Source organism: Pseudomonas sp. QC2 (assembly GCF_002859085.1).
GTDB lineage: Bacteria > Pseudomonadota > Gammaproteobacteria > Pseudomonadales > Pseudomonadaceae > Aquipseudomonas > Aquipseudomonas petroselini.
The window spans coordinates 14636-32861 of sequence record NZ_PKKS01000005.1 but is presented as its reverse complement, the minus strand read 5'-3'; the positions used below and the strand labels follow the sequence as shown (position 1 = coordinate 32861).

Sequence of the window (18226 nt, the reverse complement as noted above, 5' to 3'; positions counted from 1 at the left end):
ATGTTGAACCGTATCGGCCATGTGTTTTTGTCTGCCGTGTTGCTGGCCAGTGTCGCGCTGGGCAACGCCCACGCCGCTGACAAGGTGATCAATTTCGGCATCATGTCCACCGAGTCTTCGCAGAACCTCAAGAGCATCTGGCAGCCGTTCCTGGATGACATGCACAAGAAGACCGGCCTGACCATCAACGCCACCTTCGCCTCCGACTACGCCGGCCTGATCCAGGGCATGCGCTTCAACAAGGTCGACGTGGCCTGGCTGGGCAACAAGGCCGCGATGGAAGCGGTGGACCGTTCCAACGGCGAGATCTTCGCCCAGACCGCTGCCGCCAACGGCGCCGCCGGTTACTGGAGCGTGCTGATCGTGCGCAAGGACAGCCCGATCAACAACGTCGACGACATGCTCAAGAATGCCAAGAACCTGACCTTCGGCAACGGTGACCCGAACTCCACCTCGGGCTACCTGGTGCCGGGCTACTACGTGTTCGCCAAGAACAACGTGGACGCCGCCACGGCGTTCAAACGCACGCTGAACTCCAGCCATGAAGTCAACGCCTTGAGCGTGGCCAAGGGGCAGTTGGACGTGGCCACCTTCAACACCGAAAGCTGGGACCGCCTGGAAGTCACCCAGCCCGACAAAGCCGCGATGCTCAAGGTGATCTGGAAATCGCCGCTGATCCCGGCCGACCCAATGGTGTGGAGCAAGGCGCTGAGCGACAGCGAGAAAACCAAGATCCGCGATTTCTTTGCCAACTATGGCGACACCGATGAAGAGAAGGCGGTGCTGAAGAACATGCAGCTGGGCAAGTTCCTCGCCTCCAACGACGACCAACTGTTGCCGATCCGCCAGCTGGAGCTGTTCAAGCAGCGCACCACGATCAGCGCTGACAGCAAGCTGGACGCGGCCGACAAGGCCAAGAAACTCGCCGACATCGACGCCGACCTGGCGAAGCTGCAACAGCGCATCTCCGAGCTGGACAAGAAAACTGCGGTCAACGGCTAATCCCCCGCCTGTATGCGGAGTGCTTTTGGGGTGAGGGGGCTTGTCCCCCTCCGGGTTCACAGCAGAGCCATTGGGGCTGCTGCGCAGCCCAGCGCGGGGCAAGCCCGCTCACCACAGAAGCCAGGCTCACCACAGAAAGCCCACTCATACACATTGATCGAGAGTGACCCATGACTACCTTGCACGCTGAAGCCGTCGGCAAACGTACTTGGCCGCAATACCTCGGCTGGGGCCTGTTCCTGGTCTTGCTCGCCTGGGCCTGGCACGGCGCGGAAATGAACCCGCTGGCGCTGTACCGCGACTCCGGAAACATGGCGACCTTCGCCGCCGACTTCTTCCCGCCGGACTTCCACGAGTGGCGCTCCTACCTCAAGGAGATGATCGTCACCGTACAAATCGCCCTCTGGGGCACGGTGTTGGCCATCGTCTGCTCGGTGCCGCTGGGCATCTTGTGCGCCGACAACATCACCCCCTGGTGGGTGCACCAACCCCTGCGCCGGGTGATGGACGCCTTCCGCTCCATCAATGAAATGGTCTTCGCGATGTTGTTCGTGGTCGCCGTCGGCCTCGGCCCTTTCGCCGGTGTATTGGCCCTGTGGATCAGCACCACCGGCGTGCTCGCCAAGTTGTTTGCCGAAGCCGTCGAAGCCATCGACCCAGGCCCGGTGGAAGGCGTACGTGCCACCGGCGCGAGCGCCCTGCAGGAAGTGATCTACGGCGTGATCCCCCAGGTGATGCCGCTGTGGGTGAGCTACGCGCTGTACCGCTTCGAAGCCAACGTCCGTTCAGCGACGGTGGTGGGCATGGTCGGTGCGGGCGGGATCGGCGTGATCCTCTGGGAAAACATCCGCGCCTTCCAGTTCGTACAAACCTGCGCGGTGTTGCTGGTGATCATCGTGGTGGTGAGCGCTATCGACGTGTTGTCCCAACGCCTGCGCAAGCAGTTCATCTGACGTCGGAGGGGTGCCCACGCGGCGCTTTTTTTAAACATGCAGTTGTCTAGACAAGATGAGCCGGTGTACCGCGAACTCGCGGATATCCTGCGCCGTGAACTGAGCAGCTATCAGGCCGGCGACTTCCTGCCCGGCGAGGTGCACATGGCCGAGCGCTTTGGCGTCAACCGCCACACCCTGCGCCGGGCCATCGACGAGCTGGTGTTCGAAGGCAGCCTGTTACGCCGCCAGGGCAAGGGCACCCAGGTGCTCGACCGCCCGCTCATCTACCCGATGGGCGCCGAGACCTCCTACAGCCAATCGTTGTCGGCCCAGGGCGTAGGGGTGGAAGCGCTGTTGCTCAAGCGCCGCTACTGCTACGCCAGCCGTGAAGAGGCGCAGCACTTAGGCATCGCCGAGATGGCGCCAATGATTGAACTGCAAACCCTGCGCAAGCTCGACCACCAGCCCGTCAGCCTGATCCGCCATCGCTACTGCGCCAGCCGCGCGCCGTTGCTGGCCGACTACACCGGCGGGTCCTTGCGCCACTACCTGCGCGAGCGTGACCTGCCGCTGACCCGCACCCACAGCCTGATCGGTGCGCGTTTGCCCAACCGTGACGAAGCCGCGCTGCTGATGATGCCCCGGCACTTGCCGGCGCTCACCGTATTCACCCTTTCCCGCGATCGCGATGGCCACCCGGTGGAGCTGGCGCAGTCCACCAGCCGTTCGGATCGCTTCCAGTACCAGGTGATGACTTGATGGAGCCTTTGATGAGCCTGTCCCCGCGTCAACACTGGATCGGCGTGCTTGCTCGCGCCCAGCTCAGTGAACTGCAGCCCCACGAAGCCGCGTTGAAGGACGCCGAATACCAACTGATCCGCGCCCCGGAAATCGGCATGACCCTGGTGCGTGGCCGCATGGGCGGCAATGGCGCGCCGTTCAACGTCGGCGAAATGAGCGTGACCCGCTGTGTGGTGCGCCTGGCCGATGGCCGCACCGGCTACAGCTACCTGGCCGGGCGCGACAAGGTCCATGCCGAGTTGGCCGCCTTGGCCGATGCCCATCTGCAAGGCACGCAACCGAGCCGCTGGCTCAGCGATTTGATCACCGCGCTGGCCAATGCCCAGGCCGCCCGCCGTGCGCAAAAAGAAGCCGATACCGCCGCCACCAAGGTCGAGTTCTTCACGCTCGTACGAGGAGAAAACTGATGAGTGCGCCACTGTTGCAGCCGGCGTTTGTTGACCCGGTCCTTGATGCCCAGCGCGGTTTTCGTGCCGCACTCAAGGCCCTCGCCGAGCCCGGTTTGATCCAGCACCTGCCGTGCGCGCCACGCCTCGACGGCCTGGCGCCCGCCACCTACGCCTTGTGCCTGGCGCTATTGGATACCGACACGCCGCTATGGCTGGCGCCGAGCTTCGACACGCCGCTGATCCGCGCCAACCTGGCCTTCCATTGCGGCTGCCCGTTGACGTCGAAGCGCGAAGACGCGGTCTTCGCGCTGCTCGGCGAACAGGACCTGCTCGACCTCAGTGGCTTCGACCACGGCAATGACCGCTACCCCGATCAGTCCTGCACCCTGCTCGTGCAGCTCACCGACCTGGAAGGCGGTCGCGGCCTGCTGTGGCGCGGCCCCGGCATCAAGGCCCAGCGCCAGGTGCACCTGCCGGTGCCCCAAGGCTTCTGGCACGAACGTCAGCGCCGCGAAGCCTTTCCCCGCGGGCTGGACGTTGTGTTCGCTGCCGGCCACCACTTGATCGGCCTGCCACGCAGCAGCCGCATTGCACAGGAGCACGCCTGATGTACGTAGCCGTCAAAGGTGGCGAACAGGCCATCGACAATGCCCACCGCCTGCTGGCGAAAAAACGCCGTGGCGATACCGCGATTCCGGAACTGAGCGTGACGCAAATCCGCGAGCAACTGCCGTTGGCCGTGGCACGGGTGATGACGGAAGGTTCGCTGTTCGACGAAGAACTCGCCGCGTTGGCGATCAAGCAAGCGGCGGGGGATCTGGTGGAAGCAATCTTCCTGCTGCGCGCCTACCGCACCACGCTGCCGCGCTTCAGCCCGAGCCTGCCGATCGACACCGCGCACATGTCGCTGAGCCGGCGTTTGTCGGCCACGTTCAAGGACGTGCCGGGCGGTCAATTGCTCGGCCCGACCTTCGATTACACCCATCGCCTGCTGGATTTTGCGCTGCTGGCCGAAGGTGAATATCCAGGGCCGCAGACCACGCCGGAGGCGACGTTGGAAGCCTGCCCACGCGTCCTCGGCCTGCTCGCCAAAGAAGGCCTGATCAAGCCCGAAGTCGACGACAACGCCACGGTCGCCGACATCACTCGCGACCCGCTGGAATACCCCGCCAGCCGTGCCGAACGCCTGCAGGCCCTGGCCCGTGGCGATGAAGGCTTCCTGTTGGCGCTGGGCTACTCGACCCAACGTGGCTACGGCCGCAATCACCCGTTTGCCGGCGAGATTCGCATCGGCGATGTGGACGTTTGGATCGATCCGCAAGAGCTGGGCTTCCCCATTTGCCTGGGCAGCATCGAAGTGACCGAGTGCGAGATGGTCAACCAGTTCGTTGGCTCGGCCACTGAGCTGGCGCAGTTCACGCGCGGGTATGGCCTGGCGTTCGGGCATGCCGAGCGCAAGGCCATGGGGATGGCGTTGGTCGACCGCTCGTTGCGCGCCGGGGAATACAACGAAGAGATCGTCTCGCCGGCCCAGCGCGAGGAGTTCGTGCTGGCGCACTGCGACAACGTCGAGGCCGCCGGTTTTGTCTCGCACCTCAAGCTACCGCACTACGTGGACTTCCAGTCCGAGCTGGAGCTGATCCGCAAACTGCGCCAATCCGCCGAGGGCTCCCGCCATGAATGACACGGCCTACAACTTCGCCTACCTCGACGAACAGACCAAACGCATGATCCGCCGCGCGTTGCTCAAGGCGGTGGCGATCCCCGGTTACCAGGTACCGTTCGGTGGCCGCGAAATGCCATTGCCGTATGGCTGGGGCACGGGCGGCATGCAACTGACCGCCGCGATCCTCGGCGCGGATGACGTGCTCAAGGTCATCGACCAGGGCGCCGATGACACCACCAACGCCGTGTCGATCCGCCGCTTTTTCGCGCGCACTGCGGGCATCGCCACCACCGAAGCCACGCCGGACGCCACGCTGATCCAGACCCGCCACCGCATCCCGGAAACACCGTTGCAGGCTGGGCAGATCATGGTTTACCAAGTGCCGATCCCCGAGCCGTTGCGCTTCATCGAACCGTCGGAAACCGAGACCCGCACCATGCACGCCCTGAATGATTACGGGGTGATGCACGTAAAGCTCTACGAAGACATCGCCACCTTCGGCCATATCGCCACCAGCTACGCCTACCCGGTGATGGTCGACGAGCGCTACGTGATGGACCCGTCGCCGATCCCCAAATTCGACAACCCGAAACTCGACATGAGCCCGGCGCTGATGCTGTTCGGCGCCGGTCGCGAAAAGCGCCTGTACGCGGTGCCGCCGTATACGCAGGTCACCAGCCTCGACTTTGAAGACCACCCGTTCGCCGTGCAGCAGTGGGAGCACAACTGCGCGATCTGTGGCAGCCATGAGTCGTTCCTCGATGAGCTGATTCTGGATGACGCCGGGACCCAGCGTTTCGTGTGCTCCGACACCTGGTATTGCGCCCAACGGGTTCTGGAGAACAACCAATGAGCCAGGTTCTTTTGAAGCAAAAAGCCGACGCACCGCTACTGCAAGTGCGCGACCTGTCCCTGCTGTACGGCCCGGAGAAGGGCTGCCAGGACGTCAGCTTCGATCTGTACCCCGGCGAAGTGCTGGGCATCGTCGGCGAGTCCGGCTCGGGTAAATCCACCTTGCTCTCGTTGTTGAGCGGGCGTCTGCCACCGCAAGCGGGCAGCATTGGCTATCGCAGCAAGGACGGCGAATGGCTGGACCTCTACAGCGCCAGCGAAGCCGAGCGCCGCACCTTGCTGCGGACCGAATGGGGCTTCGTCGAGCAGAACCCTCGCGACGGCCTGCGCATGGGCGTGTCGGCGGGCGCCAATATCGGTGAGCGTCTGATGGCCCAAGGCGTGCGCAACTATGAGCAACTGCGCGGCGCCGGGTTGGACTGGTTGAGCCAGGTGGAAATCGACCCCCAGCGTATCGACGACTTGCCGCGCACCTTCTCCGGCGGCATGCAGCAGCGCCTGCAAATCGCCCGCAACCTGGTCTCCAGCCCACGCCTGGTGTTTATGGATGAGCCCACCGGCGGCCTGGATGTGTCGGTGCAAGCGCGCCTGCTCGACCTGTTGCGCGGCCTGGTGCGTGAGCTGGACCTGGCGGTGGTGATCGTCACCCACGACCTGGCCGTGGCGCGGCTGCTGGCCGACCGCCTGATGGTCATGCGCCGCTCGCGGGTGGTGGAAACCGGGCTCACCGACCAGATCCTCGACGATCCACAGCACCCTTACTCTCAACTGCTGGTGTCTTCGGTATTGCAGCCATGACAAATGCCTTGATCGAGGTCCGTGACCTTTCGAAAACCTTCACCCTGCACCAGCAGAACGGCGTGGTGCTCAACGTGTTGCGCGGCGTGGAATTCAGCGTGCAGGGCGGTGAGTGCCTGGTGCTGCATGGCGAGTCCGGTGCGGGTAAAAGCACCTTGCTGCGCACCTTGTACGGCAATTATCTAGCGGCGGGCGGCAGCATCCGCGTGCGCCATGCTGGCGAATGGCTGGAACTGGTCGGCGCCGAGCCGCGTGACATTCTCCAGGTGCGTCAACAGACCCTTGGATATGTCAGCCAATTCCTACGGGTGATCCCGCGTGTGGCTTGCCTGGATGTGGTGATGGAGCCGGCCCTGGCGCGCGGCTGGTCCAAGGCGAATGCGCAGTCCCGCGCCGAGCACCTGCTGACCCGCCTGAACATCCCGCAGCGTCTGTGGCAGCTGGCACCCGGTACGTTCTCCGGTGGCGAGCAACAGCGCGTCAACATCGCCCGCGGTTTCATGGTGGCCTGGCCGGTGATGCTGCTGGACGAACCCACCGCGTCTTTGGACGACAACAACCGCCAGGTGGTGCTGGAACTGATGAACGAAGCCAAGGCTGAGGGCGCCGCGCTGATCGGCATCTTCCACGACCGTGCTGCCCGTGAAGCGGTCGCCGACCGCCATTTCGACATGACCCCCACGTCCGTCGCCACAGAGGAATACGCCCATGCCCGCTGAACAAATCCTCAGTAATGCCCAGATTGTCATGGCTGATCGCATGTTCCTGGGCTCGGTGGTGCTGCGCGACGGCACTATCGTCGACCTCGCCGAGGGCCGCAGCCAGCTGCCCCAGGCCCAGGACCTCGGCGGTGATTGCCTGTTGCCGGGCCTGGTGGAGTTGCACACCGACAACCTGGAAAAACACATGACCCCGCGCCCCGGCGTGGACTGGCCGTCGACCTCCGCGGTGCTCAGCCATGATGCGCAGATCATCGCGGCGGGCATCACCACGGTGTTCGACGCGGTGTCCATCGGCGACGTGAACCCCAAGGGCAACCGCATGAAAAAGCTGCCGGCGATGCTCGAGGCCATTGCCCAGGCGGAAGGTGCCGGCCTGACTCGCGCCGAGCACCACCTGCACCTGCGTTGCGAGCTGTGCCACCCGGATACCCTCAGCGTGTTCCGCGACCTGGTGGAAAACCCGTTGGTGCGGCTGGTGTCGGTGATGGACCATTCGCCGGGCCAGCGCCAGTTCGTGCTCGAATCCAAATACCGTGAGTACTACATGGGCAAGTACCACCTGAACGACGAGACCATGGACGCGTTCATCGTGCTGCAAAAAGCCAACTCCCTGGCCTACAGCGATCGCTATCGCGCGGCCATCGTCGAGCATTGCCTGGCGCGTGGCCTGTCGGTGGCCAGCCACGACGACGCGACACTGGCCCACGTGGAAGAGTCGGCGCGCTACGGCATGACCATCGCCGAATTCCCCACCACCCTGGAAGCCGCGAAGGGCTGCCAGGCGCTGAACATGAAAGTCTTGATGGGCGCGCCGAACGTGGTGCGCGGTGGGTCGCACTCGGGTAATGTGGCCGCGGCGGGCCTGGCGGCCGAGGGGTTGCTGGATATACTTTCCAGTGACTACTACCCGGCGAGCCTGTTGCAGGCTGCGTTTGTGCTGGCTGACCAGCAGGACGGTGGCGACCTGTCGCGGGCGGTCAAGATGATCAGCCTGGCGCCCGCGCAAGCGGCAGGCCTGAAGGATCGCGGTGAAATTGCCATTGGCCTGCGCGCCGACCTGGTCCAAGCCCGCAGCCGCCAAGGGCTTCCTGTAGTGCAACAAGTATGGCGACAAGCGAAGAGGGTGTTTTGATGGCAGGCAGGTTGATCTATCTCATCGGGCCCTCCGGCTCGGGCAAGGACAGCCTGCTGGATACCGCACGCCCCCGTTTGGCCGAGCGCGGTTGCCGCATCGTGCGCCGCGTTATCACCCGCTCGGCGGAAGCGGTGGGTGAAGCGGCGCAGGGGGTGAGCCCGGAGCAGTTTGCCACGATGCAGGCCGAGGGCGCGTTTGCCCTCAGCTGGCAGGCGAATGGCTTGTCCTACGGCATTCCCAGGGAAATCGACGACTGGCTGGCGGCGGGTGACGACGTGCTGGTCAACGGCTCCCGCGCGCACCTGGCGCAGACGCGCGAACGTTACCCGACGTTGCTGGTGTTGCTGCTGACGGTTGACCAGGCCGTGTTACGCCAACGCTTGATCGCACGAGGGCGTGAGGCGTTGGCGGACATTGAAGCGCGCCTGGCGCGCAATGCGCGCTTCACGGCCGACTTGATCGCCGGTCATGGCGCGGGGTTGTTTGTCCTGGACAATTCCGGGCCGCTGGCACATACCGTCGAACGCCTGCTGTGCTGCCTGGACCACGGGCACTCGGCATGCGCCTGACCTTGCTTGGCACCGGTGACGCGCGGCAAGTCCCGGTGTATGGCTGCGAGTGCCCCGCGTGCGGTTTGGCGCGCAGCGATGCCAGCCTGCGCCGCCGACCTTGCAGTGCGCTGATCGAATGCGGCGACCAGCGCTGGCTGATCGACAGCGGCTTGTCCGACCTCACCGAACGCTTCCCGCCGCGCAGTTTCAGCGGGATTCTGCAAACCCACTACCACGCCGATCATGCCCAGGGCCTGCTGCACCTGCGCTGGGGCCAAGGGCTGGTGATCCCGGTGCATGGGCCTGCGGATCCTGAGGGTTTATCCGACCTCTACAAGCATCCGGGTATCCTGGATTTCAGCCAGCCATTCAGCGAATTCGAAACCCGGCAGTTTGGCCCACTCAGCGTCACCGCGTTGCCGTTGCAGCATTCCAAGCCGACCCTGGGTTACCTGCTGGAAGGCGAGGGGCGGCGCATCGCCTACCTCACCGACACCGTCGGCCTGCCACCGGCGACCCTGGCCTGGCTGCAACGTGAACCGCTGGACGTGCTGGTACTGGATTGCTCCATGCCGCCGCAACCGCAGGCACCGCGCAATCACAATGACCTGACGCTGGCGTTGCAGAGCATCGAGGACACAGGGGCTCAGTTGGGTGTGTTGACCCATGTGGGGCATACGCTGGATGCGTGGTTGCTGGAGCACCGCCGGGAGTTGCCGCGGCATGTTTCCATTGGTTGGGATGGGCGCGTGCTTTGAGGTGGAACTGGCTTCTACCTCTGATCCAAATTGTCAGGGCGATGGGGTTTCAGCCAGCAACTGCTCTACATACTCCACAAACGCCCGTGCCTTGGCACTCGCCATTCTGCCCGTGGCGTACACGGCCCATAAATCCCGCGCGGGTAACGTCCAATCGGCCAGCACGGTCTTCACTTCGCCACTGGCCAGCTCCGGCGCGAACATCCAGGTAGACGACAACGTCAGCCCCAAATGGCTCAACACCGCCGCACGTACACCCTCAGCCGCGGTGACGCGCACGCGCCCATGGGCGACGATGGGGTATTCCTGGTCGCCTTGGGTAAAGCACCAGTGCGAGCCTTCGCCACGGGTGTAGATGATGGCTTGGTGTTGCAGCACATCCGCCGGTGTGGCGGGCTCGCCGAAGCGTTCGAAGTAGGCCGGGGTGCCCAGGATGACGCAGGGCGATTCACCGATCTTGCGCGCCGTTAGGCTTGAGTCATTCAGGTTGCCCATGCGCAGGGCGACATCGATGCCTTCTTCGACCAGGTTGAGGCTACGGTCGTCGAGCACAACGTCCACATTCAACTCGGGGAACTGCGTCAGGAAGGGGCCCAGGTGAGGAATGATGTGCATCCGGGCGAAGGTTACCGGAGCGCTGATGCGCAAGGTGCCGGTGAGCCCCGCCCCCGCGCCGCGTGCAGCGTCGTCAGCGGCGTTGGCTTCATCAATGGCGCGCTTGGCCTTCTCGAAAAACACCAGGCCTGCTTCGGTGGGCGTCAGGCCCCGCGTGGAGCGCAGCACCAACCGCACGGCCAGGCGCGTTTCCAATTGCGCAATGCTTTTGGAGACGGCGGGCTGACCGATGCCCAGGCGTTTGGCGGCAGCGGAGAAGGAGCCCGTTTCGATCACGTGGACGAAGGTTTCCATAGCGGTGAGACGGTCCATCGGCTGTTCCTGCTTGGCGTGGCGGCGCTCAAGCCTAAGGCGATGGACGACGGCTGTCATGCGTTTCCCGCCCTGAGCAGGCGGGTTTTCAATATTCAGTAAAACAGCCGTCAGTCAGGGATGGGTATTTTGTGCTTGAGTAAAGATAACTCTAGGGTTACTTTTTTTCAGGCCAAGCCAAGGAGGCTGGGGTGCAAAGCAGGTTATGGATCAAGGAACTGCAAGAGGCAGGTTGGGTATTGGATCGGGTCACCGGCAGTCATCATATTTTTACCCATCGCTATAACCCGTACACCCTTCCGGTGTCGCATCCCAAGAAGGACCTGCCGCTGGGCACCGTCAGAAGCATCAGGAAACGCGCCGGTTTGTTTCAGTTTTAAGGAGAGCATTCATGCAATACCCAATCTGTATCGAATGGGGCGATGACTTCACCGCCACCGGTATCCAGATCCCCGATATCCCAGGCGCAGTCACCGCCGGGGACAGTTTTGAAGAGGCCTACAACGCCGCCGTGGAAGTCGCACACATCATGCTGCAAGAGATCGCCGCAGAGGGCGGGGTGATTCCGATGCCAACGTCGGTGGCCCATCATCACGCGAACGAAGACTACGCCGAAATGGGCTGGGGCATGTTGGAGCTGGACGTCACGCCCTACTTGGGCAAGACCGAGAAGATCAATGTGACCTTGCCCGGTTATGTCATCCAGCGTATTGACCGTTATGTGCGCGAGCACAAGGTCAAAAGCCGTTCTTCATTCCTGGCCGATGCCGCGCTTGAGAAATTGGTGCGGTCCTGACGGGGGCGCCCACTGCGGCCACCGGCGCCGTTTTGGATGCCTTGAAGAACGTTGAACAGATATGTCCTCACCCTTCGGAAAACCGCGTACTTGAACAACACCTGTTTTTTTAGATCTTGTTTTTTTCCTGCAAAAACAACGTGATGCCGTTCAGGTTGTTGTGTTGTCGAGTGTTTAAATTGCAAATGAATGCTTAGTTATATCGCCGCGTATGTCGAACCGCGCAAGTGTTGCGGTTAGAACCACATCTACGTTGGTGTCCAGTTTTTCAGCGTGCGAGCGTATCTCTAGAACGGCGGATCAACGGTCGGTTGGCCGGCGTTCTGGGTTACTCGAACGCCGAATTGGCTTGATTCGGCTCTTTTTATTCACACTGAAGGCGCCGCACAATGAATAACTATGACCTGCGCAGTATGAGTCCTCTTAATAACCTGCCGGTATCGGACCCCGGCCCGTTTGGTGCGGGGGCTGGAAATAAGCCCGCCTACACAACGGACCAGGCAGCCAAACAACTCTCGCGGGAAAACCTGCGCTTTCATGACCGTAATGATGATTCGACCGTCGATGTGCATTACACGGTAGACAACAGTTTCACTCAACCGCAGCAGCAACGCGTCCGCCAGGCGCTGCAGTCTTGGCAGGATGTTGCCAATATCAACTTTCGCGAGCAGTCAGGCGGCTCGGACGGCACGCTCAACGTGCGCAACAATCCACGCAGCGATCGTGGTGTCGCGACCTCTCCGAACCGTACCACTTCTCACACCACGGCCACGCTTGGCACACAGGGCGGGAACAGCTCAGCCGCATTGGGCAGTCACTTTTCGCTGACTGCCATTCATGAGATAGGCCACGCCATCGGTCTGCATCATCCGGGTGACTACAACGGCGGTAACCCCAATTACCAGACTGGCGCGACCTACGCAGGGGATACGCATGCGCGCACTGTCATGAGTTACTTTTCGGAGAAAAATCAGAAGGGCCATGACTTCAAGAACCAGAGCCCGTCCGCGCCGATGATGGACGATATCGCCGCAGCACAACGCCTGTACGGTGCCAACCATCAAACCCGTAACACCGACACCACCTATGGCTTCAATTCCAATACCGAAAGGGAGGCGTTTAGCCTCAAAAGCGCCACGGACAAACCGGTCTTCTGTGTGTGGGACGGTGGGGGTGTCGACACGATGGATTTCTCCGGGTTTGCCCAGGACCAGAACATCGACCTGAACGCCGAATCGTTTTCCGATGTGGGCGGGTTGAAGGGCAATGTGTCGATTGCCAAGGGCTGCACGATTGAAAACGCAATGGGCGGCGCCGGCCGGGACACGCTCTCGGGGAATGATGCCGCTAATCGGCTCAAGGGCGGTGGAGGGGCTGATACCCTGAGAGGCGGGGGTGGCGCGGATACCTTTGTCTACGACAAGGCCAGTGACTCCACGCCGGACCAGCCTGACATGATCGAGGATTTCACCAGCGGTACCGATAGAATCGACGTGTCGGGTGCGTTGAAGGACGCGGGTGTCCGTGGCCTGGTATTTACCGATCGGTTCACTGGTCGAGCGGGTGAAGCAGTGCTTAAGCAGGATGCCAGTACGGGCCAGTCAAGCCTGGCCATTGACCTGAAAGGAACGGGCACTGCGGACTTGTTGGTCAAGAGTAAGGGCGAGATCAAGCCGGCCGATGTGCGGTGGGGCGGTCAGGCACCGGAGGTCTCACCCTTGCCCAAGCCGGCGCCTGCTCCCACACCGGCGCCTGTCCCGGCGCCTGCCCCCACTCCCGCGCCCTTGCCGGATAAAAAGCAGGACAGTACCGCTGGCGTGATCCACATCTTTGTCGTCACATTGCTAGCGATCTTCTCGCAGTTGCTGAGCCTGCTAACGTCGTCGTCCGGCCAGGCATCCGCTGGAAAAAAACAGCCCTGATTCCACCACTCAAGCGGTGGCGGCCGTGCCCTGGCGCGAAGCACTCAGGAACCGCAGCAACGCCACCAACGGGAATGCACTGCCCACCAGCATCACGCCCAGCCAGCCGCCGTGTTCATACACGCTGCTGGCAATGGCTGAGCCGAAGGCGCCGCCGATGAAGATGCTGGTCATGTACAGCGCATTCAAGCGGCTGCGGCTGTTAGCGTCGAGGGCGTAGATGGCACGCTGGCCGAGCACCATGTTCATCTGCACGCAGAAATCCAGGACCACACCGGTCACGGCCAAGCCGATCACGCTGTACAGCGGGTGCACGAAGGCCGGCAGGAAACTCAACGCGGCGAACAGCATGGCCAACAGCGACGCGCGGTGGGTATGGCCGGCATCGGCCAGGCGCCCGGCGATAGGCGCGGCGATGGCACCCAGTGCACCGACCAAGGCAAACAGCGCGATCTCGCTTTGGCTCAGGCCGTGATTGCGCGCCAGTTCCAGTGGGGCGGCGGTCCAGAACAGGCTGAAGGTGGCGAACATGCAACCCTGGTAAAACGCGCGTTGGCGCAGTACCGGTTGCTCACGCAGCAAGGTGCCGAGGGAGCGCAGCAGTTGGCCGTAGCTGGCGCTGTGGTCGGGTTGGCGCTTGGGGATGGTGATCAGCAGCACCACGCTGATAAACGCCATCAACGCCGCCGCCGCCATGAACATCGCGCGCCAGCCGAAGTGGTCCGCCACTACGCTGGACACCGGCCGAGCCAGCAGGATACCGAGCAACAGGCCGCCCATGATGCTGCCGACCACCCGGCCACGGGACTCGGCGGGTGCCAGGTGCGCGGCCAGTGGAATCAGGATTTGCACCGACACCGAACTGAAACCGATCAACAGCGACACCAGCAGGAACAGGTTCGGCTGCTCGGTGACCGCTGCCCCCAACAGGCTGGCGATAGCGAGTACGGTGGTGGCGATCATCAGCTTGCGGTTTTCCAGCAGATCACCCAACGGCACCAGGAAAAACAGGCCCAGGGCGTAGCCGATTTGCGTCAGCGAGACGATCAGGCTGGCCATGGCGGGCGTGAGGCCGATGTCCGGTGCGATCAGCTCGATGATCGGTTGCGCGTAGTAGATGTTGGCGACGATCGCGCCGCAGCAAAACGCAAACAGCATCACCATGCTCCGGGTCATGGTGGTTGTAGCGTGAGAAGTAGCGTTCATGGTGTTCTCATAAAAGCGAAGGAAAGTGGGGCGAGCCTAAAGACAACACCGTAGCCGGGGTAGGCCGTCGGCAGTGATAACACTCATGCCCGGTAATGATGAGTGAATCGTTAACTTTCTGCGCGAGGCCTGATGATACATTCAGGCACAACTGCCGAAACAGGAAATTGACTGTCATGAAAATCACGTTGAACAAGATGCTCCTGGCTTCCACGCTTGCCGCCGCCATGGCCGTTGGCCTCGCCCAGGCTGCGGACGCCCCACGAGTGGGTGTGCGCGGCGCCATTACGGCGATGGAGGGCGATGCGATGCACGTCAAGGTCAACAGCGGCGAGGACGTCATCGTGCACCTCACCCCGGCCACCCAGGTGCGCGCGGTCACCCTGGCCAAAATCGATGAGATCAAGCCCGGCAGCTACATTGGCTCCGCCGCCATGCCCAATGCCGACGGCAGCCTGACCGCGCTGGAAGTGCACGTGTTCCCCCCGGCCATGGCCGGTACGGGCGACGGGCATCGCGCGTTTGATCTGAAAGAAGGCAGCAGCATGACCAACGGCACCGTCGGCGACCTGGTGGTCAGCAACGGGCGGACGTTGACCGTGAAATACAAAGGCGGCGAACAGAAGATCGTCGTGCCGGAGGATGTGCCGATCGTCAACCTGGAACCGGGGGATCGCAGTTTGCTCAAGGCGGGCGTGAAGGTGGTGTTGTTTGCGGCGCAGGGGGCGGATGGGACTATCACGGCCCAAGCCATCTCAGCCGGCAAAGACGGCGTGACACCGCCGATGTAACGGCCAAACACGGAGCCAAATGTGGGAGGGGGCTTGCCCCCGATAGCAGTGTGTCAGCCAACGGATAAACCAGCTGATATACCGCCATCGGGGGCAAGCCCCCTCCCACATTTATCAATTACTGGCCGCTGTAGATCTGGTCGAAAACGCCGCCATCATTGAAGTGAGTCTTCTGCACCGTGCGCCAGTCACCAAAGGTCTTCTCCACCGACAGGAAGTCGACTTTCGGGAAGCGGTCGGTGTACTTGGCCAGTACTTTCGGATCACGCGGACGCAGGTAGTTGTTGGCGGCGATTTCCTGGCCTTCCGGCGACCACAGGTACTTCAGGTAGTCTTCGGCGGCCACGCGGGTGCCTTTCTTCTCGACCACTTTGTCGACCACCGACACCGGCGGCTCGGCTTCGGCGGAGACGCTTGGGTAGATCACTTCGAACTGATCACGCCCGAATTCACGGGCGATCATCTCGGCTTCGTTCTCGAAGGTCACCAGCACGTCGCCGATCTGGTTGGTCATGAAGGTCGTGGTAGCGGCACGGCCACCGGTGTCCAGCACAGGGGCCTGTTTGAACAGTTTGCCGACAAACGCCTTGGCTTTGTTTTCGTCGCCGCCGTTCTTGAGCACATAGCCCCAGGCCGACAGGTAGGTGTAGCGGCCGTTACCCGAGGTTTTCGGGTTGGGCACGATCACCTGCACGCCATCCTTGAGCAGGTCCGGCCAGTCTTTCAGGGCTTTGGGGTTGCCTTTGCGCACGATAAACACGGTGGCCGAGGTGAACGGCGCGCTGTTGTTCGGCAGGCGGGTGACCCAGTTGTCCGGCACCAGTTTGCCGTTGTCGACCAGGGCATTGATGTCGGTGGCCATGTTCATGGTGATCACGTCAGCCGGCAGGCCGTCGATCACCGAGCGCGCTTGTTTGCTGGAGCCGCCGAAGGACATCTGCAGGGTCAGCTTGTCGTTCGGGTGCTCGGCTTCCCAGTGTTTCTGGAAGGCGGCGTTGTAGTCCTTGTAGAAGTCGCGCATTACGTCATACGAGACGTTGAGCAGTGTGACGGGGGCAGCCTGGACGGCGCCCGCCAGGGCAAGGCCGGCGGCCAGGAGAGAGGCGCTAACGAGTTTTTTCACTGCTCATTCCTTGTTGTTCGAGAAGGTTGTCGATTGAGTGAGGGCAATTTGCCAGCGACTATAGCTGGCGCCGCATAGACGTTTAAAGATTAAAACGCACTTTGCTTATTCCTCTTTCTTAAAAAGCGCATTGCCACAGCGCGAGCAAAAGGCCGCATTAGGCTCATGGCTGTTTTTCTTGCACACCGGGCAGTCGGTTTGCAGTTGTTCACCGCGCATGGCACTGGCCAGTTCGGCGGTGAAAATACCGGTGGGCACGGCAATGATCGAATAACCGGTGATCATCACCAGCGACGAAATCACCTGGCCCAGCGGCGTCTTCGGCACGATATCGCCAAAGCCCACGGTGGTCAGCGTGACGATGGCCCAGTAGATGCCTTTCGGGATGCTGGTAAAGCCGTGTTCCGGGCCTTCGATCACGTACATCAAGGTGCCGAACACCGTGACCAAGGTGCACACGCTGACCAGGAACACCACGATCTTCTGCTTGCTGCCGCGCAGCGCCGCCATCAGGTAATTGGCTTGCTTGAGGTAGGGGCTGAGCTTGAGCACGCGGAAGATCCGCAGCATGCGGATGATGCGGATGATCAGCAGGTACTGCGCGTCGCTGTAATACAGCGCAAGGATGCCGGGCACGATCGCCAGCAAATCCACCAACCCATAAAAGCTGAAGGCATAGCGCAACGGCTTGGGCGAGCAATACAGGCGCAACCCATACTCGATCAGGAAGATCAGCGTGAAGCCCCACTCGATGTAGGCCAGCACATCGGCATAGTTCTGGTGTATCTGGTCGATGCTGTCGAGCATCACGATCACCAGGCTGGCGAGGATGATCAACAGCAGGATGCCGTCAAAGCGCCGCCCGGCGACCGTGTCACTTTGAAAAACCATGACGTAGAGCCGCTGGCGCCAGTCGTTGTTGCTGTCCATAAATCCCGCCCGAATCGAATATCGAGCAAGCCTAGGGGGATTCGAAGGGCCTGTCCATGCGGGGTTTGCGCAGCACTCGGGCGCCTGCGCGCACCAGCCAGCAGGCGAGGATGAACGGTGCGGTCAGCGCGGGCAGGTGCAGGGCGGCAAAGCCTGGCGTGAGGAGGATCGCCAGCAGGATGCCGAGCAGCGGCAGCCAGGGTTGGCGACGCACTTGGCTCAGTGCCACGGCGGCCAACGCCGGGTTATAGCCGTGCAGGCCGAGGAGGGCGCTGGCGGGTTCCTGCAGCCACAGCGCGATCAGCATGCCGGCACTGGCGCCGATCAGGGCCCATACGCAGGCGCGGCGGTTGGCCAGCCACAGGCCCAGTGCAATGGAGGCACCGGCCACCGGCTGATCCAGCAGCATGATTTGCGCCAGGCCGGTGAAGGGCGCGGTGAGCAGGGCCAGGGTGTCCGACTCGGTCACGGCAAACGTGCTCGGCGGTACCGTGCCCAGCAGTAACCAGCCAAGGCCGACAAAAGGTGCGGTATAGGCCGGCAAGTCATCGGGCTGGCTGGCGTGTTTCAACCAGTGCCGCGTCAGGATCGCACTCAAGCCGCCGCACGCCAGGATCAGCGGCGGCAACAACGCCGACCAGACGAAGTGCTGGCTGAGCAACACACCCAGCAGCACACCGTTATAGCTATAAAGCCCGGCCTGGCGTTCAACCTTGGGATAGCCCCGGCGCTGGGCCGTGAGCAAGCCCGCCACGCCACCGAGCAGCGCCCCGCCCAGCAGGGCCGGTGCGCCGATCAGGATGGCGAGCAGGCACAGCAGGCCACACAGGGGATGGCGTTGCAGGAAGATCTGGCTGAAGCCGTTGAGCAGGGCTTCGGCCCAGTCGGGGCAGGTTTGGTTGTGCATGGGTCGAGTTTCTAA

At 62.5% G+C, this 18226-nt stretch carries 21 protein-coding genes; 16 read left to right on the top strand and 5 right to left on the bottom strand.

Annotation, left to right across the window (positions count from 1 at the left end; genetic code table 11):
• The 12 genes from phnD (at position 1) to phnP (ending at position 9609) form a co-directional block, all read left to right on the top strand.
• Positions 1-1002 carry a phosphonate ABC transporter substrate-binding protein gene (gene phnD, locus QCBJ_RS05615; protein ID WP_012723050.1) on the top strand — a complete coding sequence of 334 codons (1002 nt, stop codon included), beginning with the start codon at positions 1-3 and terminating at the stop codon, positions 1000-1002.
• Between the two features lie 170 nt (positions 1003-1172).
• Positions 1173-1955 carry a phosphonate ABC transporter, permease protein PhnE gene (gene phnE / locus QCBJ_RS05610; protein WP_012723051.1) on the top strand — a complete coding sequence of 261 codons (783 nt, stop codon included), beginning with the start codon at positions 1173-1175 and terminating at the stop codon, positions 1953-1955.
• A gap of 36 nt (positions 1956-1991) precedes the next feature.
• Positions 1992-2696 carry a phosphonate metabolism transcriptional regulator PhnF gene (gene phnF, locus QCBJ_RS05605; protein WP_012723052.1) on the top strand — a complete coding sequence of 235 codons (705 nt, stop codon included), beginning with the start codon at positions 1992-1994 and terminating at the stop codon, positions 2694-2696.
• Between the two features lie 11 nt (positions 2697-2707).
• On the top strand, positions 2708-3145 hold the full coding sequence (phnG, locus tag QCBJ_RS05600) for a phosphonate C-P lyase system protein PhnG (protein ID WP_043205020.1): 438 nt from the start codon (positions 2708-2710) through the stop codon (positions 3143-3145).
• Positions 3145-3735: a phosphonate C-P lyase system protein PhnH gene (gene phnH, locus QCBJ_RS05595; protein ID WP_102060278.1), complete on the top strand. Its 591-nt coding sequence runs from the start codon at positions 3145-3147 to the stop codon at positions 3733-3735. Before phnG ends, phnH begins: the two co-directional genes overlap by 1 nt.
• Positions 3735-4811 (top strand): carbon-phosphorus lyase complex subunit PhnI, encoded by a 1077-nt coding sequence (locus QCBJ_RS05590; RefSeq protein WP_064052906.1) that lies wholly within the window; start codon positions 3735-3737, stop codon positions 4809-4811. Before phnH ends, QCBJ_RS05590 begins: the two co-directional genes overlap by 1 nt.
• On the top strand, positions 4804-5646 hold the full coding sequence (locus QCBJ_RS05585; protein WP_012723056.1) for an alpha-D-ribose 1-methylphosphonate 5-phosphate C-P-lyase PhnJ: 843 nt from the start codon (positions 4804-4806) through the stop codon (positions 5644-5646). Before QCBJ_RS05590 ends, QCBJ_RS05585 begins: the two co-directional genes overlap by 8 nt.
• Entirely contained in the window at positions 5643-6443 is an 801-nt protein-coding gene (gene phnK, locus QCBJ_RS05580; RefSeq protein WP_046035728.1) for a phosphonate C-P lyase system protein PhnK, read from the top strand. Before QCBJ_RS05585 ends, phnK begins: the two co-directional genes overlap by 4 nt.
• Positions 6440-7162: a phosphonate C-P lyase system protein PhnL gene (gene phnL, locus QCBJ_RS05575; protein WP_064052904.1), complete on the top strand. Its 723-nt coding sequence runs from the start codon at positions 6440-6442 to the stop codon at positions 7160-7162. The genes phnK and phnL overlap by 4 nt, the downstream gene beginning before the upstream one ends.
• Positions 7152-8297, top strand: coding sequence for an alpha-D-ribose 1-methylphosphonate 5-triphosphate diphosphatase (locus QCBJ_RS05570; protein WP_046035727.1), 1146 nt, complete (start codon positions 7152-7154; stop codon positions 8295-8297). Before phnL ends, QCBJ_RS05570 begins: the two co-directional genes overlap by 11 nt.
• The gene (gene phnN / locus QCBJ_RS05565) at positions 8297-8869 is read left to right on the top strand and encodes a phosphonate metabolism protein/1,5-bisphosphokinase (PRPP-forming) PhnN (protein WP_102060277.1); all 573 of its coding nucleotides are present in this window, start codon (positions 8297-8299) and stop codon (positions 8867-8869) included. Before QCBJ_RS05570 ends, phnN begins: the two co-directional genes overlap by 1 nt.
• The gene (phnP, locus tag QCBJ_RS05560) at positions 8860-9609 is read left to right on the top strand and encodes a phosphonate metabolism protein PhnP (RefSeq protein ID WP_102060276.1); all 750 of its coding nucleotides are present in this window, start codon (positions 8860-8862) and stop codon (positions 9607-9609) included. Before phnN ends, phnP begins: the two co-directional genes overlap by 10 nt.
• Positions 9610-9642: 33 nt before the next feature.
• Here phnP and QCBJ_RS05555 read toward each other — a convergent pair whose 3' ends face one another.
• Positions 9643-10536 (bottom strand): LysR family transcriptional regulator, encoded by an 894-nt coding sequence (locus QCBJ_RS05555; protein ID WP_102060275.1) that lies wholly within the window; start codon positions 10534-10536, stop codon positions 9643-9645.
• A gap of 191 nt (positions 10537-10727) precedes the next feature.
• Between QCBJ_RS05555 and QCBJ_RS05550 the strand changes: the two genes are divergently transcribed.
• From QCBJ_RS05550 to QCBJ_RS05540, 3 genes are all read left to right on the top strand, one after another.
• Positions 10728-10916, top strand: coding sequence for a type II toxin-antitoxin system HicA family toxin (locus tag QCBJ_RS05550; protein WP_102060274.1), 189 nt, complete (start codon positions 10728-10730; stop codon positions 10914-10916).
• A gap of 11 nt (positions 10917-10927) precedes the next feature.
• Positions 10928-11332 (top strand): type II toxin-antitoxin system HicB family antitoxin, encoded by a 405-nt coding sequence (locus QCBJ_RS05545; RefSeq protein WP_102060273.1) that lies wholly within the window; start codon positions 10928-10930, stop codon positions 11330-11332.
• A 389-nt stretch (positions 11333-11721) separates the two neighbouring features.
• On the top strand, positions 11722-13254 hold the full coding sequence (locus QCBJ_RS05540) for a M10 family metallopeptidase C-terminal domain-containing protein (RefSeq protein ID WP_102060272.1): 1533 nt from the start codon (positions 11722-11724) through the stop codon (positions 13252-13254).
• A 9-nt stretch (positions 13255-13263) separates the two neighbouring features.
• On the opposite strand, the gene QCBJ_RS05535 is transcribed toward QCBJ_RS05540, so the two are convergent.
• Complete coding sequence (locus tag QCBJ_RS05535) at positions 13264-14460, bottom strand: MFS transporter (RefSeq protein ID WP_012723066.1); 1197 nt, start codon at positions 14458-14460, stop codon at positions 13264-13266.
• Between the two features lie 176 nt (positions 14461-14636).
• Between QCBJ_RS05535 and QCBJ_RS05530 the strand changes: the two genes are divergently transcribed.
• Positions 14637-15251 (top strand): DUF5666 domain-containing protein, encoded by a 615-nt coding sequence (locus tag QCBJ_RS05530; protein ID WP_012723067.1) that lies wholly within the window; start codon positions 14637-14639, stop codon positions 15249-15251.
• A 118-nt stretch (positions 15252-15369) separates the two neighbouring features.
• Here QCBJ_RS05530 and QCBJ_RS05525 read toward each other — a convergent pair whose 3' ends face one another.
• From QCBJ_RS05525 to QCBJ_RS05515, 3 genes are all read right to left on the bottom strand, one after another.
• Complete coding sequence (locus QCBJ_RS05525) at positions 15370-16374, bottom strand: sulfate ABC transporter substrate-binding protein (RefSeq protein WP_033897617.1); 1005 nt, start codon at positions 16372-16374, stop codon at positions 15370-15372.
• Between the two features lie 105 nt (positions 16375-16479).
• Complete coding sequence (locus QCBJ_RS05520) at positions 16480-17304, bottom strand: ion transporter (RefSeq protein WP_102060271.1); 825 nt, start codon at positions 17302-17304, stop codon at positions 16480-16482.
• Positions 17305-17335: 31 nt separating this feature from the next.
• Positions 17336-18211 carry an urea transporter gene (locus QCBJ_RS05515; RefSeq protein WP_102060270.1) on the bottom strand — a complete coding sequence of 292 codons (876 nt, stop codon included), beginning with the start codon at positions 18209-18211 and terminating at the stop codon, positions 17336-17338.
• Between the last annotated feature and the right edge of the window lie 15 nt (positions 18212-18226).